Here is a 17,836-nt window from a genome sequence, read left to right as displayed (position 1 = left end):
CACTACCGCAACTGCGCGGGGGACCCGCTTAAGAATTAGCGGTGTGAGCCGCTTTCTTTGCTTATCTTTCTTTGCGGCGGCAAAGAAAGTAAGTGCCGCCCCGCACAGGGGCAAACGCTAATAGACCACTAAGAAAGCAAGGAAAGGCCAAAGCCCAAAGAATCCAGATCAAGGAAAAGCCAACCCCACAGGCGCACAGACACCAAGCGCCGCGCAGACAACCCGATCAACGAAAGCCCACCGCCGTAGGCATACAAACGAACAAGCGCCGCAGGCAGCAACCCCGTAGGGTACAAAACAAAATGTTCACTTCCATCAAAAGATTCATAAAAAAATGGCGCGCCTCCCGCGACAGCGGCCACCAACTAGACGCGCTACTAGCGATCGCCGACAAGACAGCGCCATACCCAGACCGCAGTGAATGGCTGATCGAACTCGCCCACTGGATCCACCGCGGCCGCGCGGTCCAGGCCGAGCAACTCGACAACACCGTCGAAAGCAACCCATCACGCTCAACCCCAGCGCACACCAGAATCCGCTATCTCCTCCACGTGCTGGACCGTAACCCCACCTGGAAGGCCAACGTCGCCGGCATTCTCCGCGCGCTGCTCCGCGAAAGCGACGGCCTCTCGCTTCTCTGCGATGCAGGCATGCCCGTGCACTCAGGCTTCTTCGGCGCACTCTTCGAGCGCCTCGAAGCCGCACTGATCCCGCCCGCGCCGAACCGGCGCGACCTGAGAGCAATCGTCACGCTGATGTTCGCCCAGGAGCGCGATGCCGAATGGATCGCCAATCTGCCGACCGATCTGCTCACCCGCATCCGCGCCCTCTTCGACTACGAAGAGGACGACAGCGAACAACGCGACACCACCCCGTTCTCGCTCGACCTGCTGGCCGCCCTGCACAACCTCACCTGCCAGATCAGCTCGACCGGTCTGTCGCAGACTGTCCGCAGCCGCCTCGGCGAAGTGGACATCCGCAATGCCAGCGATGTCCGCGTCGCCATGGAAAAGCAACCGTTCTACCGGCTCACGCGCGCCATGCTCGCCGTCGAAGCGGCCCATCAGGCAGTCGGCGCAGGCGCCCCGCAAGACAAGCTGCTGCATGAGGTCAACTATCTGCGCGCGCTGCTCGACGAATGCCGCAACGCCACCGATAACGTCTTCGCCCATCTCTACCGCAACGGCGTCAGTGTCGATATCGTGTTCCAGGTCGAACGGATGCGCATGCGCATCGTGCGCGCGGAGCATCTGCTGAATGCCTGGATGACGCAGGACGATCCGCACGCTGGCGCGCGTCTCACCGCCGAACTGGTGAACGCCAATCACGCGAGCCAGAGCGTCGCGCATCTCGTGCGTAGCAATTTCTCGTTGCTGGCGCGCAAGGTCGTCGAGTACAGCGCCGATACCGGCGAGCACTACATCGCGCGCGATCGCGCCGAATACCTGAAGATGATGCGCATGGCGGCCGGCGGCGGGCTCGTTACCGTCGTCACGGTCTGCGTGAAATTCGCCATCACCGGCATGCATTTGCAGTCGATGCTCGAAGGCCTGCTCGCCGGCATCAACTACGCGGCCAGCTTCCTGCTCATGCACTTTCTGCACTTCTCGCTCGCCACCAAACAACCGGCCATGACCGCGCCCACGCTCGCCCGCGAACTGGACGACGTCGGCACGCCGGCTGGTGTCGACAGCTTCGTGAGTTCGGTGACCGCATTAATGCGCACGCAGGCCGCCGCGGTGCTCGGCAACGTTCTACTGGTCTTTCCTGTGTGCTTCGGCGTGCAATTGTTGTGGCATGCGCTGTTCAACGCCAACATCATTTCGCCCGAGAAGGCGCACGTCACACTGCACTCGTTCTCGCTGATGGGACCGACGCCGTTCTATGCCGCGCTGACTGGTGTGTTGCTGTGGTCATCGAGTTTGCTGTCAGGTTGGGCGGACAACTGGTTCGTCCTGCATCGCGTGGCCGATGCGCTCGCCTATAACCGGCGCCTGCGCATGACGCTCGGCGCGGCCGGCGCCGCCCGGCTCGCGGCGTTTTGCCGCTCGAATGTGGCGGGCGTCGTGGGCAATATCACGCTCGGCCTGATGCTCGGGCTCGTGCCGGCGATCCTCACCGCCTTCGCCTTCACGTTCGAGGTGCGTCACGTGACGCTCAGCGCCGGCTCGATCGGCGTGGCGCTCGGCGTACTCGGCATGGACGCGTTGAAATTGCCGGAGCTGTGGTGGGCGGTCGCAGGCGTCGGCAGCATGGCGATCCTCAACGTGGCCGTGAGTTTCGCGCTCGCCTTCTACATGGCGGTGAAATCGCGCGACCTGCGGCGCAATGCAGTGCGCTCGCTGCGTGGCGCGATCTGGCAACGGGTATTCCGGCATCCGCTGGAGCTGGTATGGCCGGCCAAAGCGGCGCCACACCCCGACCGCGTACAATAGCGCCTTATCTAACGCCTTCCGGCAACCTCAATGTCCTTCGATTTCTTCCTTCCCTGTCCGCGCGGTCTTGAAGCCTCGCTCGCCACCGAGCTCGCCGAAATTGCCGCGAAGCACCTGAACGGCGCGCCGTTCACGGCCGGCGCGCAAGTGCCCGGCGGCGTGCATTTCCGCGGAGGCTGGGCCGCCGGCATGGCCGCCAACCTGCACTCGCGCCTCGCGAGCCGCGTGCTGCTGAAAATCGCGCATCGGCCCTATCGCAGCGAACAGGACGTCTATGCGCTCGCGGTCGAACAACGTTGGGAGCAGTGGTTCTCGGCGAACGAAACACTGCGCGTGGACGTCACCGCGATCAAATCGCCGCTGCGCAGCCTCGAATTTACGACGCTGCGTGTCAAGGACGCCATCTGCGACCGGCTGCGTGAAGTCAGCGGCGCGCGTCCGAGCATCGACACCGCCATGCCCGACGTGCGCGTGTTCGCGTTCCTCACCGCCACCGATTGCACGCTCTACCTCGACACCTCCGGCGATCCGCTCTTCAAGCGGGGCTGGCGCCTCGACAAGGGCGCGGCGCCGCTGCGCGAGAATCTCGCGGCGGGCATCCTGCGTCTGACCGGCTGGACCGCCGGCATGCCGCTGTACGACCCGATGTGCGGCAGCGGCACCTTCCTCGCGGAAGCCGCGCAAGTGGCGCTGAATATCGCGCCAGGCGCGGAGCGCCGCTTCGGTTTCGAAAAGCTCAAGCAATACGACGCCAAGACCTGGCAAACGCTGAAGGCCGCCGCGCTCGACGCGAAGCACGCCGCGCGCAATTCGCGCGCCGATCTGCAGATATTCGGCAGCGATATTTCCGGCGATATGCTCGACAAGGCGCGGGCGAACTTCCAGCGCGCCGGTCTCCCGTCAATCCCGCTCAAGCAGGTCGATGCGCGCGGAATGACGGCACCGTCTCTGGATGCCGGCATCCTCGTCGCCAATCCGCCGTATGGCGAGCGGATCGAAGTGCGCGGCCGCAACGCGCGGGGCGAAATCCGCGAAGGCCGCGCCACGCGTGAAGGCCGCGACGACGAAAGCTTCCACCGGGCTCAGGAAGAAGCACCGGACAGCGAATTTTTCCAGTCGCTCGGCGATGCGCTGAAGCAGCGCTTCACTGGCTGGCACGCGTTCATCCTGACGTCGGATCGCAAGCTGCCGGGCCAGCTGCGCCTGCGCGAATCGACCAAGACGCCGCTCTTCAACGGTGCACTCGAATGCCGGCTGTTCCGCTTCGACCTGATCGCAGGCAGCGTTCGTCAGCGGCCGCAAAACAACGACACGCCGGCAGCTTAAGCCGGCGCAGAGCAGCATCAAAAAAGCCGCGGATCCAGGTCCGCGGTTTTTTTCGCCGATATCTCGGTGATCGGCCGGCGTCGGGGGCCTACATGCTGGCATCCCGACTTCTCCGTTCTTTTGTTCGCCTCCGCCGCACCATCGTCCGCCACGCCCTTTTTCCACATCAGCCAACCCCTACTGACACTACGCTGTCAGTAGCCCCCACGCACACTCCTCCTCACGCCATCCGGCGCTTTGCACGGCTTACCGCCATCCACAGGAGAGTGTCATGTCCGCATCATCATCCAAAGTTGTTGCATGGTTCGAGATCCCGTCGGTCGATTTCGAACGCGCTGTCCGCTTTTACGAAACCGCCCTCGACGTCAAACTGAATCGTCAGGAAATCGGCGGCCAGCCGATCGCTATCTTCGGCTACGAGGAACCGGCCACCGGCGGCGCGATCGTCCATAGCCCGTCGATGAAACCGACCAACGACGGCGTGCTCGTCTATCTGAACGCGCAACCGAACGTGGACGCCGTGCTCGCCCGCGTCGAGCAGGCCGGCGGCAAGACCGATGGTCCGGTGATCAAGCTGCCGCAGGACATCGGCTACATCGCGTTCTTCACCGACACGGAAGGCAACCGCCTCGGTCTGCACTCGCGGACCAACGGTTAACTCGCGGCGCGGCGGCCGGCAGGCGCCGCGCGAAACGCCGACCGGAGCGCGACATGCGGCGCTATCATCGCGGAACTGTCCCCGTCCTTTTCTACAAGACGCCCACGATGACGCGCCGCGCCGACCGCCTGTTCCAGATCGCCGAACTGTTACGCGGACGGCGTCTGACCACCGCGCAACAACTCGCCGACTGGCTGAATATCTCGCTGCGCACCGTCTATCGCGACGTGCGCGATCTGCAACTATCAGGCGTGCCAATCGAAGGCGAAGCGGGCATCGGCTATCGCTTGAGCCGCGCGGCGAGCCTGCCGCCGCTCACCTTCACCGCCGATGAACTCGCCGCACTCGCAGCAGGCGCGCGAATGCTCGAATCGTGGGGTGGCGCCGGCTTCGCGAGTGGCGCGCGCGGGGCGTTGGCGAAGATCGCTTCCGCGATGCCCGCCGACAAGCGCGCAACGCTCGAACGTCTGGCGATCTTCGCGCCGTCGTTTCACATCAAAGCGGATTTTTCGGCGAAGGTGGACGCGCTGCATCGGGCGATCGACGCGCGCCAGGTGGTGAGCTTTGCCTATACCGATGCGAATGGCGCAGCGACCGAGCGGCGCGTATGGCCGCTTGCACTGGCTTATTGGGGCGCGCGCTGGACACTCGGCGCGTGGTGTGAATTGCGGAGCGATTTCCGCAATTTCGGACTGGAGAAAATCCAGAATCTTCAGGCGCTCGAACCGTATCCGGATCGGGAAGGCAAACGGCTGGCGGATTGGCTGCGGCACGTGAACGCCAAGCCACGGTGACGATGCGGATGCGGATGCGGAGCGGATGCATAAGCGACGGTTCGCCGCCCGCCACGAGGCAAGCCGCGAACCGCCGAGGTACGTTACTCCACCGCCTTCACCATATCCTCGATCACCTTCTTCGCGTCGCCGAACACCATCATCGTCTTGTCCATGTAGAACAGGTCGTTGTCGAGACCGGCGTAGCCCGCCGCCATCGAACGTTTGTTCACGATGACGGTACGCGCCTTGTACGCCTCGATGATCGGCATGCCCGCGATCGGCGACTTCGGATCGTTCTTCGCCGCCGGGTTCACCACGTCGTTCGCCCCGAGCACCAGCACCACGTCGACCTGACCGAACTCGCCGTTGATATCGTCCATTTCGTAGACCATGTCGTACGGCACTTCGGCTTCGGCGAGCAGCACGTTCATGTGACCCGGCATCCGCCCGGCCACCGGGTGAATCGCATACTTCACCTCGATGCCCTTCTCGACCAGCTTGTCGGTCAGCTCCTTCAACGCATGCTGGGCACGCGCGACGGCCAGACCGTACCCCGGCACGATCACCACGGTTTCGGCGTTGCCGAGCATGAATGCCGCATCGTCGGCCGAACCGGATTTCACCGGACGCTGCTCCGCCGACCCACCCGCCGCCGCCGCACCCGCCTCATTACCGAAGCCGCCGAGAATCACGTTGAAGAACGAGCGGTTCATCGCCCGGCACATGATGTACGACAGGATCGCACCGGACGAACCCACCAGCGAGCCCGCGATGATCAGCATCGGATTGTTCAGCGAGAAGCCGATGCCCGCCGCCGCCCAGCCCGAGTACGAGTTGAGCATCGACACGACCACCGGCATATCCGCGCCGCCGATCGGGATGATGATCAGCACACCGAGCACGAACGCGATCAGCGTCATGATGATGAACGGCAGCCACGATTGCGTGAGAAAGAAGATCACGCCGAAGCCGAGCATGCCGAGCGCGAGGAACAGGTTGATCAGGTGCTGTCCTGCATAAACAACCGGTGCGCCCTGGAAGAGCCGGAACTTGTACTTGCCCGACAGCTTGCCGAACGCTATCACCGAACCGGAGAACGTGATTGCGCCGACGAACGTGCCGATGAACAGCTCGACGCGATTACCGTACGGCAGGAAGCCCGGAATCGCATTCTCCGGGTCGACCAGGCCGAAGGCGGACGGCTCCGACACCACCGCATACGCAATACACACGGCGGCAAGACCGATCAGCGAGTGCATCGCCGCGACCAGTTCCGGCATCTTGGTCATCTCGACGCGCGCCGCGACGAACGCGCCGATCGCGCCGCCGATCACCAGCGCGACCAGCAGCAGGCCGAGCCCTAACCCAAGATTCGAGCCGAGCGCATTCGCCTGTTTGACGATCAGCGCGATGGTGGTGAGGATCGCAATCGCCATCCCGACCATGCCGAAGGTATTGCCGATACGCGCTGTCTTCGGATTCGACAGCCCTTTGAGCGCCTGGATGAAGCAAACCGACGCGACCAGATAAAGCAGCGTGACGACGTTCAGACTCATTACGCGTTCCCCCCGGCCGTCTTGTCCGCAGTTTTGCCACTGATGAGCTTCTTCGGCTCTTTCTTCCTGAACATCTCCAGCATTCGCCTCGTCACGAGGAATCCACCGAACACGTTCACCGCCGCGAGCGCGACGGCCAGCGTGCCGAAGAACTTGCCGGTCGTGCCCAGCGTGAGGCCCGCGGCCAGCATCGCGCCGACGATCACGATCGCCGAAATCGCGTTGGTCACGGCCATCAGCGGCGTGTGCAGCGCGGGCGTGACGTTCCAGACGACGTGGTAGCCGACGTAGATCGCCAGCACGAAGATGATCAGGTTGATGACGGTATGGTTGATGACTTCCATCGCCGCTCTCCTATGTAGGGGTTTGCTTCAGGCCTTGCGCGTGACTTCGCCGTCACGCGCAAGTAGCGTGGCCGCGACGATGTCGTCTGCGAGATCGATGTTCAGGGCGCCTTCCTTGGTGATGATCAGCTTGAGGAAGTCGAGCAGGTTGCGTGCGTAGAGGGACGACGCGTCCGCGGGCACCATCGAGGCCAGGTTCGTATAGCCGACGATCTGCACTCCGTGTTTGATCACGACCTTGTCGGCCTCGGTCAGCGGACAGTTACCGCCGTGCTGGCCTTCATATTCGGCGCCACGCCCTGCCGCGAGGTCCACCAGCACGGAGCCGGGTTTCATCGCCTGCACGGTTTCCACCGAGATCAGCGTCGGCGCGGCCCGGCCCGGGATCAGTGCGGTGGAGATGACGATATCGGCCTGTTTCGCCCGCTCGTGGACCAGTGCCGACTGACGAGTCAGCCACGACGGCGGCATCGGCCGGGCATAGCCGCCGACGCCCTGCGCGGCTTCGCGCTCCTCGTCGGTTTCGTACGGGACATCGAGAAATTTGGCGCCGAGCGATTCGATCTGCTCTTTCACCGCCGGACGCACGTCGGACGCTTCGATCACGGCGCCCAGGCGCTTGGCCGTCGCGATCGCCTGCAAGCCGGCCACGCCCGCGCCGAGAATCAGCACACGGGCCGCTTTGACGGTACCTGCCGCGGTCATCAGCATCGGCATGAAGCGGGGATAAAGCGTGGCCGCCAGCAGCACCGCTTTGTACCCGGCGATGTTCGCCTGCGAACTCAGGACGTCGAGGCTCTGCGCACGCGTGGTGCGCGGTGCGGCCTCCAGAGCGAACGCGGTGACGCCCGCTGCCGCGAGTTTTGATGAGTTTTCGGTATTAAAAGGATCGAGCATGCCCACCAGCGTCGCGCCTCGTTTGAGCAGCGGCAGTTCGGCATCGGTCGGGGACTGGACCTTGAGGAGGAGTTCGGCGCCAAACGCGGTGGCTGCGTCGACGATTTCCGCGCCGGCCGCTGTAAAGGCATCGTCAGGAAAGCTCGCGCCGGTGCCGGCGCCGCTCTGGATCGTGACCCGGTGGCCCTGGGTCACATACTTCCTGACCGTTTCGGGCGTCGCGGCGACGCGGGTTTCGTGCGCGCGCGTCTCAGCTGGCACTCCGATGTGCATCGTTGTTCCTCCTCGACTTCCTGTTTTACGACAGATGCGCCGACGAGGCACGCCGGCTTGCAAGTGCAACGGCTAACCGCGTCACTTTAACCGAAACCTGGGGGTGTGCCGAAATCGGGGACAATCCGGGGGTCTTCGCCCAGCGGGCGCCCCTACCCGCCCCTACCCGTCCATACCGGCCGCCGCCCGCTTCCCGGCAGCCCCGGCCCATAAACGGTAAAATGCGCACCCATGAAACCGGAATCCTGGCTGCCGCACGTCACCGTTGCGGCCATCGTCGAGCGCGACGGGCGTTTTCTCGTGGTCGAGGAACATACCGCCGACGGCCTGCGTCTGAACCAGCCCGCCGGCCATCTGGAGGCGGGCGAAACGCTTCTGGAAGCGGTCATCCGCGAAGCGCTCGAGGAAACCGCGCATCCGTTCACGCCTGAGGCGCTGGTCGGTATGTATATGACGCATTTCGAGCGGCCCGGCAGTGAGGGCGTGACGTATTTGCGCTTCACCTATTGCGGCACGAGCGGCGCAGCGGATGCAGAGCGCGCGCTCGACTCCGACATCGTCCGCACGCTGTGGATGAGCGCCGACGAATTGCGCGCCTGCCCCGAACGGCATCGCACGCCGCTCGTCATGCAATGTCTGGACGATTACCTCGCCGGACGGCGTTTCCCGCTCGACTTCGTGCACACGCATTCGGTCGGGCAGAAACAGGCGTAAGCAGGCCTGGCCCGGCCTAATCAGTCACAAACGGGCCTGAGCCGTCATGAGCGGCCAACCAGGCGACCGGGCAACACGGTCAACCCACGATCAATGAAGTCACGCAGTACCCAGTGAGCACCTTATGAGCAAGCAGAAAGTCGTAGTAGGCATGTCGGGCGGCGTCGATTCGTCGGTTACCGCGTGGCTGCTGAAGGAACAGGGCTACGACGTGGTCGGCCTGTTCATGAAAAACTGGGAAGACGATGACGACAGCGAGTACTGCTCCACGCGGCAGGACTGGATCGACGTCGTCTCGGTCGCGGACCTGATCGGTATCGATGTCGAAGCGGTCAACTTCGCCGCCGAATACAAAGACCGCGTGTTCGCTGAGTTCCTGCGCGAATACTCGGCCGGCCGCACGCCGAATCCGGACGTGCTGTGCAATGCCGAAATCAAGTTCAAGGCCTTCCTCGATCACGCAATGTCGCTGGGCGCGGAAACCATCGCGACCGGCCACTACGCCCGCGTGCGCGAGAACAACGGCCGCTTCGAACTGCTGAAGGCCTTCGATCATACAAAGGATCAGTCGTACTTCCTGCATCGGCTGAATCAGGCGCAGTTGTCGAAGACGCTGTTTCCGCTCGGCGAGATTCCGAAAACCAAAGTCCGCGAGATCGCCGAACAGATTGCACTGCCGAATGCGAAGAAGAAAGATTCGACCGGCATCTGCTTCATCGGCGAGCGGCCGTTCCGTGACTTCCTGAACCGCTATCTGCCGACCCAACCCGGTCCGATGAAAACCACCGACGGCAAAGTGGTCGGCGAACACATCGGCCTCGCGTTCTATACGTTCGGGCAGCGCAAGGGCATTGGCCTCGGCGGCAGCAAGGACGGCAGCGGCGAGCCATGGTTCGTCGCCGGCAAGGATATTGCGTCGAACACACTGTATGTCGCGCAAGGCCACGAGCATCCGTGGCTGCTGAGCCATACATTGAGCGCGGGCAATACGAGCTGGGTGGCGGGTGAAGCGCCGGCCGACGGTTTTGCCTGCGGCGCGAAAACCCGTTACCGGCAAGCGGATGCACCGTGCACGTTCAGTGCGGCTGCAAGTGCGGCTGCAGGTGCGACGGCCAGTAATACAGGTGCCGGCGAAGGCCTTTTCGAACTGAATTTCGACGCCGCCCAATGGGCTGTCACACCAGGGCAATCTGCGGTGCTCTACGATGGCGACGTGTGTCTCGGCGGCGGCATCATCGAACACGCGGTAACCGGACAACCAACGGTGCGCCCGCCGCAAAAGGCAGCGCTGCTAACCGCCCGTTGAACCAAAAGTTTTATCCGTGCGGCAACGCCTGGCGTCGCCGCACGCGCTTCACCTTCATGTCTCAACTTCAGGCTTCACCCGCGCGTTCATCTTCGAACCGCAGCTAGCTTCACCATAACAAGCAGGTGTTCGTTTCCCTTCGCGGCGGATTCCGTCTGCGCCGACAGCGTCGACGATCCCTCCGCGACGATCCTCACTGCACTGGAGTCCCCATGTTTTCTCGACGTTATCTGGCGATGTGGTGCGCAGTCGTGCTGCTCGCCGTCTGTGCGGCGCTCGCCGCGACACATCACCTTTCGTGGTTCTGGATCATCGTGCCGGTGGCGCTCGTCGCGCTGGGCCTGTTCGACCTGACGCAAGACCGCCACGCGATTCTGCGCAACTATCCGCTGTGGGGCCACTTCCGCTTCCTGTTCGAATTCATCCGCCCGGAAATCCGCCAGTATTTCGTCGAAGGCGATACCGACGAAAAGCCGTTCTCGCGCGCGCAACGCAGCATCGTCTATCAGCGCGCGAAGAACGACGTGGATAGCCGTCCGTACGGCACGGAGCTCGACGTCAAAGCCGTTGCGCACGAATGGATCAGCCATTCGCTCGCGCCGACCACGCTCGATAACCACGACTTCCGTATCGTCGTCGGGCCGGACCGCGCACTGCCTTATTCGATGTCGATCTTCAACGTCTCCGCGATGAGCTTCGGCTCGTTGTCGGCGAACGCGATCATGGCGCTGAACCTCGGCGCGAAGAAAGGCAACTTCGCGCACGACACGGGCGAAGGCTCGATGTCGAAATACCACCGCGAACATGGCGGCGACATCATCTGGGAAATCGCCTCCGGTTACTTCGGCTGCCGTAACGACGACGGCACCTTCAGCGCGGAGAAGTTCGCGAAGCAGGCCGCCGAGCCGCAAGTAAAGATGATCGAGGTCAAGCTCTCGCAAGGCGCCAAGCCCGGTCACGGTGGCGTGCTGCCGGCCGCGAAAATCACGCCGGAGATTGCCGAGACGCGCGGTGTACCGATGGGTCGCGATTGCATCTCGCCCGCCACCCACTCCGAATTTTCGTCACCGCGCGGCCTGCTCGAATTCGTCGACCGTTTGCGCACGCTGTCCGGCGGCAAGCCGACCGGGTTCAAGCTGTGCATCGGGCATCCGTGGGAATTTTTCGGCATTGCGAAGGCGATGCTGGAGACGGGGATTCTGCCGGACTTTATCGTGGTCGACGGCGCGGAAGGCGGCACGGGCGCAGCGCCACTGGAGTTCACCGATCACGTCGGCGTACCGTTGCAGGAAGGACTGCTGCTGGTGCACAACACGCTGGTCGGCATCGGCTTGCGTCAGCGCATTCGCATCGGCGCGAGCGGCAAGATGATTACCGCATTCGACATCACGAAGACGCTTGCGATCGGCGCGGATTGGGTCAACGCGGCGCGCGGTTTCATGTTCGCGGTCGGTTGCATCCAGGCGCAGACCTGCCACACCGGCCGCTGCCCCACGGGCGTCGCAACACAGGATCCGGTGCGTCAGCGTGCTTTGGTGGTTCCGGACAAGGCCGACCGCGTATTCAACTTCCATCACAACACGCTGCATGCGCTGAAGGAAATCATTCAGGCCGCGGGGCTCAAGCATCCGGCGGAACTGCGCGCGCATCACATCGTCCGGCGCGTATCGTCGCATGAGGTGCAGTTGATGTCCGAGCTGTTGAAGTATCTCGATCCGAACGATCTGCTGAACGGCAACTATCGCTACACGTTGTACGGGAAATATTGGCCTTTGGCGCAAAGCGATTCGTTTGCACCGAAAGTCGAACTGGCCGCGACGTAATCCGGCTGCCGCGATGATCGGCTTATGAGTCGATCATCGTGGAGTCTTAGGTTTTGACGGCGAATTCCTGCAGAAAAATAAGAATCCTTGAGAGCTCGTCTCATATACAAGGACAGCGGCGGACCGTACATTTGCGTGGTCTCTTTTCCCGCTCAATGTCCATGGTTACACCCTCCTTTGTTCCACTGCCGCTCGGCGAGCACACGCAACTCGTCCAGACTCGCCATGGCTGGATGCTCGCCAATCCGAACGACTTCTATCTCGGCCGCGCACTCATCGAATACGGTGAATGCAGCGAACTCGAATCTGCCGTGTTGCGGCAGTTGCTGGTGCAGCCGGGCATCGTCGTGGAAGTTGGTGCGAATATCGGCGTACATACGATCATGCTGGCCCGTGAGGCGCAGGCGCGCCGCCAGGTGCTGGTCGCATTCGAGCCGCAGCCTGTGATCTTTCAGAACCTGTGCGCGAATCTCGCGGCCAACGGTGTACGTAACGTGCTGGCCTGGCCGTATGCGTGTGGGGCGGCTGCCGGGACACTGCATTTTGCGCAGCCGGACTATGACGCGCCGGGCAATTTCGGCGGCGTGTCGATGCAAACGGAGGCGGCGGCGAACACGCTCCCGGTTCCGTGCGTCCGGCTAGACGATGTGCTGCGCTCACATGTCGTGGGCCTGCTGAAGCTCGACGTCGAAGGATTCGAGTTGAACGCGCTGCAAGGGGCGGAGGAAACGATTGCCCGCTCGCGGCCTGTGATTTATGTGGAGAACGACCGGCTCGATCGGTCACAGGCGTTGATCGAGTGGTTGTGGTCGAAGGAATACCGATTGTGGTGGCATTTGCCGCCACTCTTCAACTCTGAAAATTTCTTTGGGCGAACGGAGAATATTTATGGCCGTGTGGTGTCGTGCAACATGCTCGCACTGCCGCGGGAGTTGGAGATGGAGATCGATGGGTTTGTCGAGGTGACGGATTCGGGAGCGCATGCGTTGATGGGGTTGAGCAGTTAGCCGATGAACGCATCCTGAGGCGCAAACGACAAAGGGCCACTTTAAGCGGCCCTTTGTCGTTTAAAGAGCGCGCCAGGTTCGTCCGGCCCCACCAAAACGGACGCCCCCCTCCCTTTCCGTTAAAATCTACGGTTTAGCACTTCGCTCCACGGCCACCTCGCGCGCCCCGGCGTTTGCGGCGCGGCCCTATGCCCGAAAGGCACTTCATGCTCACGTTTCAGCAAATCATCCTGACACTGCAGTCCTACTGGGACAAGCAGGGTTGCGCGTTGCTCCAGCCGATCGACATGGAAGTCGGCGCGGGCACGTCCCACGTCCATACTTTCCTGCGCGCAATCGGTCCGGAACCGTGGCGAGCCGCCTATGTGCAGCCGTCGCGCCGCCCGAAAGACGGCCGCTATGGCGAGAACCCGAACCGTCTGCAGCATTACTACCAGTATCAGGTCGTGCTGAAACCGGCGCCGGAAAACATCCTCGACCTGTACCTCGGCTCGTTGGAGGCGCTCGGCTTCGATCTGAAGCAGAACGACGTGCGTTTCGTCGAAGACGACTGGGAAAATCCCACGCTCGGCGCGTGGGGCCTCGGTTGGGAAGTGTGGCTGAACGGCATGGAAGTGACCCAGTTCACCTATTTCCAGCAAGTTGGCGGTCTGGATTGCAAGCCGGTGCTGGGCGAAATCACTTACGGTCTCGAACGTCTCGCCATGTATCTGCAGAAGGTCGAGAACGTTTATGACCTCGTGTGGACCGAGTGGGAAGAGCAAGGTCCGAACGGCCCGGAACTCCGTCGCCTGACTTACGGCGACGTGTACCACCAGAACGAAGTCGAACAGTCGACGTACAACTTCGAGCATGCGAACGTCGATCTGCTGTTCACGTTCTTCAACAGCTACGAAGCGGAAGCGAAACGCATGATAGAAGCGCAGATCGCGCTGCCCGCTTATGAACTGGTGCTGAAGGCCGGCCACACGTTCAATCTGCTGGATGCCCGCGGTGCGATCTCCGTCACGGAACGCGCGGCGTACATTGGCCGGATTCGCGCGCTGTCGCGTCTGGTCGCGCAGGCTTACTACGACTCGCGCGAAAAACTCGGTTTCCCGATGCTGGGTAATCCGGTGCATGGCGTGCCCGGCCTGACGACCGACGCGCAAGATGCTGCGATGCCCGCGTGGGCGCCGCCGCTCAAAATCGAACGCAAGATCGATCCGGACTGACGAGAACATCAAGAAATGACTCAACCCCATCAAGCTACCCTGCTCGTCGAGCTGCTGACCGAAGAACTGCCGCCGAAAGCGCTCGCGCGCCTCGGCGACGCCTTCGCCGAAGGCATTGCGCAGCGCCTCGCGGCGCGCGACCTGGTCGAAGGCGAACTGTCGTTCGAACGTTATGCAACGCCGCGACGCCTTGCCGTCACGATTCGGAACGTGCGTTCGGTCGCGCCGGAAAAACACGTGCGCGAAAAAGTGCTGCCGGTTTCCGTCGCGCTCGATAAAGACGGCCAGCCCACTGCGCCGCTCGCCAAGAAACTGGCCGCGCTCGGCTTCCCCGATTTCTCGGTGAACGATCTGGAACGCGCGCAGGACGGTAAGGCCGAAGCCTTCTTCCTGCGCTACGCCGCGCCGGGCGCCACGCTTGCCGAAGGTCTGCAAACCGCGCTCGACGAAACGCTCGCCAAGCTGCCGATCCCAAAGGTGATGACGTATCAACGCCCGGACGGTACCAATGTGCAGTTCGTGCGTCCGGTGCATCGCCTGACTACGTTGCACGGCGAACAGGTCGTGCCGGTCACGGCATTCGGCATCGATGCCGACGACACCACACTCGGCCATCGCTTCCTGTCCGAAGGCTTCGTGCAGATCCAGCACGCGGATTCGTATGCCGACACGCTGTTGCACAAAGGCCGCGTGGTCGCGAGTTTCGCCGACCGCAAGGAAACCATTCGCACGCATCTGCTCGCGCAAGCCGACGGCGACCAGGTCGTGATGCCGGAATCGCTGCTGGATGAAGTGAATTCGCTGGTCGAATGGCCCGTGGTCTACGCCTGCCGTTTCGAGGACGAGTTCCTGCAAGTGCCGCAGGAATGCCTGATCCTGACGATGCAGACGAACCAGAAATACTTCGCGTTGACGGATGCGAACGGCAAGCTGCGCTCGCGCTTCCTGATCGTGTCGAACATCGAAACGGCAACGCCGGGCGATATCGTCGAAGGTAACGAGCGCGTGGTGCGTCCGCGTCTGGCCGATGCAAAATTCTTCTTCGAGCAGGACAAGAAGAAACCGCTCGCCGATCGCGTGCCGCTGCTCGCGAACGTCGTGTATCACAACAAGCTGGGGTCGGCGCTGCAACGCGTCGAGCGCGTCGAAGCGCTGGCCGGCGCGATTGCCGAACTGATCGGCGCAGATGTGGCGCTCGCGAAACGCGCTGCGCGTCTCGCCAAAGCCGATCTGATCACCGACATGGTCGGCGAATTCCCCGAGCTGCAAGGCACGATGGGCACGTACTACGCGCGCCACGACGGCGAGCCGGAAGAAGTCGCGCTGGCGTGCTCGGAACACTATCAGCCGCGTTTCTCCGGCGATGCATTGCCGACCACGGCAACCGGCACCGTCGTCGCGCTCGCCGACAAGCTCGAAACGCTGGTCGGTATCTGGGGCATCGGTCTGCAACCGACCGGCGAGAAAGACCCGTTCGCGCTGCGCCGTCACGCGCTGGGCGTGCTGCGGATTCTGGTCGAGAAGCAATTGCCAGTCGATCTGATCGAACTGCTGCGCACCGCTCACGCGCAATTCGCCGCTGTGCCGGGTGTCGCCGATTCGACCCAGGCGATCTACGAATTCAGCATGGACCGTCTGCGCGGTCTGCTGCGCGAGCGTGGCTACGCGCCGGGTGAAATCGACGCGGTGCTGGCACTGAACCCCGCGCGCCTCGACGACATCGTCGCGCGTCTGGATGCGGTGCGCGAATTCGCGGCGCTGCCGGAAGCGGCATCGCTCGCGGCAGCCAATAAGCGCATCTCGAACATCCTGAAGAAATCGGAAGGTTCGGCGACCGGCGGCGTGCAGGTTGCACTGCTGACCGAAGCGGCCGAAAAAGCCTTGTACGCACAACTCGAACAGGTTGCACCGCGCGTGCAATCGCAGCTCGCCGCACGCGAGTACACGGGCGCGCTCACCGCGCTCGCCGCGTTGCGCGAACCGGTCGACACCTTCTTCAACGATGTGATGGTCAACGCCGAAGATCCGGCGTTGCGCGCCAACCGTTTGGCCTTGCTCGGCGCGCTGCATCAGCAGATGAATTGCGTCGCCGACATTTCCCGACTCGCCGCCTGAGCACCGCGCCATGCCGACCAAAAAAGTGGTGATCCTCGACCGCGACGGCGTGATCAACGTCGATTCCGACGCGTTCATCAAGTCGCCGGACGAATGGGTCGCCCTGCCCGGTTCGCTCGAAGCGATCGCGCGGCTGAGCCAGGCGGGTTATCGCGTTGCTGTCGCGACCAACCAGTCGGGCATCGGCCGCGGTCTCTTCGACATGAACGCGCTCAATGCAATGCATCTGAAAATGCATCGCATGGCGGCGGCGGTCGGCGGTCGTATCGACGCGGTGTTCTTCTGCCCGCATACGGCGGAAGATCATTGCGAATGCCGCAAGCCGAAGCCCGGCATGCTGAAGATGATCGCTGAACGTTTCGAAGTCGATCCGCAGAATACGCCGGTGGTCGGCGACGCAATGCGCGACCTGCAAGCGGGCGCGTCGCTCGGACATCCCACTCATCTGGTGCTGACCGGCAAAGGCCGCAAGACGCTCCAGGCCGGCGACCTGCCCGAAGGCACGCGCGTGCACGACGACCTGCGCGCGTTCGCACTCGACTTCCTTTCCGCCGCTCATGAGTGACGCGCATCACGCGCGTCCGCAACCCTCACCGACCACGCCGATGCGCTTCATTCGCTCTTTGCTGCTGCTGATCTACTTCGTGCTCTTCACTGTGCCGTACGCGACCGCGTGCTTCATCGCGTTTCCGTTCATGCGCGCCGACAATCGCTACTGGATGGCGGCGGGCTGGTGCCGCGCCACGCTCCACACGGTGCGCTGGCTGAACGGCATCCGCTACCGGATCGAGGGCTATGAGAATCTGCCTGACGGCCCTGCCGTGCTGCTGTCCAAGCATCAATCGGCATGGGAAACGCTGGCGTTTCCGGCGCTGATGCCGCGGCCGCTGTGCTACGTGTTCAAGCGCGAGCTGCTGTTTGTACCGTTCTTCGGCTGGGCGCTCGGCATGCTGAAGATGGTTCACATCGATCGCAAGGAAGGCAAGTACGCGTTCGATTCGGTCATCAAGCAAGGCAAGGCGCGCATGGCCGAAGGCGCCTGGGTCATCATGTTTCCGGAAGGCACGCGCACGCCGACCGGCAAGCAAGGCAAGTACAAAACCGGCGGTGCGCGTTTCGCGATTGCGACCGGCGCGCCAGTCGTGCCGATCGCGCACAACGCCGGACGTGTGTGGCCGCGCAACTCGTTTCTCAAATATGCGGGTATAGTCACAGTGTCGATCGGCAAGCCGATCGACACGACGGGGCTCACGCCCGACGAAGTGAACACGCGCGTCGAAAAGTGGATCGAAGCTGAAATGCGTCGCCTCGATCCTACCGCGTACCGCGCGGCGGAAAGTACTTCCGCCGCCGCACCAATCTGACGCGCCCGCGCCCTCGAAGGCGCATTTG

15 protein-coding genes are annotated in these 17,836 nt (G+C 62.9%); 12 read left to right on the top strand and 3 right to left on the bottom strand.

Features of this window, described 5'->3' with window-relative positions:
* The first annotated feature begins 302 nt into the window (after positions 1-302).
* The 4 genes from PQQ52_RS22390 to PQQ52_RS22375 all read left to right on the top strand — a co-directional run bounded on the left by PQQ52_RS22390 (position 303) and on the right by PQQ52_RS22375 (position 5,213).
* Positions 303-2,435 carry a site-specific recombinase gene (locus PQQ52_RS22390; protein ID WP_408215984.1) on the top strand — a complete coding sequence of 711 codons (2,133 nt, stop codon included), beginning with the start codon at positions 303-305 and terminating at the stop codon, positions 2,433-2,435.
* A gap of 30 nt (positions 2,436-2,465) precedes the next feature.
* Positions 2,466-3,761 (top strand): THUMP domain-containing class I SAM-dependent RNA methyltransferase, encoded by a 1,296-nt coding sequence (locus PQQ52_RS22385; protein ID WP_408215981.1) that lies wholly within the window; start codon positions 2,466-2,468, stop codon positions 3,759-3,761.
* A gap of 271 nt (positions 3,762-4,032) precedes the next feature.
* The gene (locus tag PQQ52_RS22380; protein ID WP_408215978.1) at positions 4,033-4,419 is read left to right on the top strand and encodes a VOC family protein; all 387 of its coding nucleotides are present in this window, start codon (positions 4,033-4,035) and stop codon (positions 4,417-4,419) included.
* Between the two features lie 53 nt (positions 4,420-4,472).
* A complete protein-coding gene (locus tag PQQ52_RS22375) occupies positions 4,473-5,213 on the top strand; it encodes a helix-turn-helix transcriptional regulator (protein WP_408215975.1) in 741 nt (246 codons plus the stop codon).
* 83 nt (positions 5,214-5,296) lie between these two features.
* Here PQQ52_RS22375 and PQQ52_RS22370 read toward each other — a convergent pair whose 3' ends face one another.
* From PQQ52_RS22370 to PQQ52_RS22360, 3 genes are read right to left on the bottom strand one after another with little or no spacing between them, the layout of a single operon-like run.
* Positions 5,297-6,751: an NAD(P)(+) transhydrogenase (Re/Si-specific) subunit beta gene (locus tag PQQ52_RS22370; RefSeq protein ID WP_408215973.1), complete on the bottom strand. Its 1,455-nt coding sequence runs from the start codon at positions 6,749-6,751 to the stop codon at positions 5,297-5,299.
* Positions 6,751-7,095 (bottom strand): NAD(P) transhydrogenase subunit alpha part 2, encoded by a 345-nt coding sequence (locus PQQ52_RS22365; protein ID WP_408215970.1) that lies wholly within the window; start codon positions 7,093-7,095, stop codon positions 6,751-6,753. The genes PQQ52_RS22370 and PQQ52_RS22365 overlap by 1 nt, the downstream gene beginning before the upstream one ends.
* Before the next feature lie 27 nt (positions 7,096-7,122).
* Entirely contained in the window at positions 7,123-8,265 is a 1,143-nt protein-coding gene (locus PQQ52_RS22360; RefSeq protein ID WP_408216216.1) for a Re/Si-specific NAD(P)(+) transhydrogenase subunit alpha, read from the bottom strand.
* A 231-nt stretch (positions 8,266-8,496) separates the two neighbouring features.
* Here PQQ52_RS22360 and PQQ52_RS22355 point away from each other — a divergent pair, with 231 nt between their 5' ends.
* The 8 genes from PQQ52_RS22355 to PQQ52_RS22320 all read left to right on the top strand — a co-directional run bounded on the left by PQQ52_RS22355 (position 8,497) and on the right by PQQ52_RS22320 (position 17,808).
* Complete coding sequence (locus tag PQQ52_RS22355) at positions 8,497-8,979, top strand: NUDIX hydrolase (RefSeq protein ID WP_408215967.1); 483 nt, start codon at positions 8,497-8,499, stop codon at positions 8,977-8,979.
* Between the two features lie 124 nt (positions 8,980-9,103).
* The gene (gene mnmA / locus PQQ52_RS22350; RefSeq protein WP_408215964.1) at positions 9,104-10,285 is read left to right on the top strand and encodes a tRNA 2-thiouridine(34) synthase MnmA; all 1,182 of its coding nucleotides are present in this window, start codon (positions 9,104-9,106) and stop codon (positions 10,283-10,285) included.
* Positions 10,286-10,497: 212 nt separating this feature from the next.
* The gene (locus PQQ52_RS22345; protein ID WP_408215961.1) at positions 10,498-12,108 is read left to right on the top strand and encodes an FMN-binding glutamate synthase family protein; all 1,611 of its coding nucleotides are present in this window, start codon (positions 10,498-10,500) and stop codon (positions 12,106-12,108) included.
* 161 nt (positions 12,109-12,269) lie between these two features.
* Complete coding sequence (locus PQQ52_RS22340) at positions 12,270-13,115, top strand: FkbM family methyltransferase (RefSeq protein ID WP_408215959.1); 846 nt, start codon at positions 12,270-12,272, stop codon at positions 13,113-13,115.
* A 206-nt stretch (positions 13,116-13,321) separates the two neighbouring features.
* A complete protein-coding gene (glyQ, locus tag PQQ52_RS22335; RefSeq protein ID WP_169490305.1) occupies positions 13,322-14,329 on the top strand; it encodes a glycine--tRNA ligase subunit alpha in 1,008 nt (335 codons plus the stop codon).
* 15 nt (positions 14,330-14,344) lie between these two features.
* Positions 14,345-16,444, top strand: a complete 2,100-nt coding sequence (gene glyS, locus PQQ52_RS22330; RefSeq protein ID WP_408215957.1) for a glycine--tRNA ligase subunit beta — start codon at positions 14,345-14,347, stop codon at positions 16,442-16,444.
* Positions 16,445-16,454: 10 nt separating this feature from the next.
* Entirely contained in the window at positions 16,455-17,009 is a 555-nt protein-coding gene (gmhB, locus tag PQQ52_RS22325; protein ID WP_408215955.1) for a D-glycero-beta-D-manno-heptose 1,7-bisphosphate 7-phosphatase, read from the top strand.
* Between the two features lie 40 nt (positions 17,010-17,049).
* Positions 17,050-17,808, top strand: coding sequence for a lysophospholipid acyltransferase family protein (locus PQQ52_RS22320; protein WP_408216213.1), 759 nt, complete (start codon positions 17,050-17,052; stop codon positions 17,806-17,808).
* The last annotated feature ends 28 nt before the right edge of the window (positions 17,809-17,836 follow it).

The organism is Paraburkholderia sediminicola (genome assembly GCF_046030555.1).
Taxonomy (GTDB): Bacteria; Pseudomonadota; Gammaproteobacteria; order Burkholderiales; family Burkholderiaceae; genus Paraburkholderia; species Paraburkholderia sediminicola_E.
This window is presented reverse-complemented; position numbering and strand designations above follow the sequence as displayed.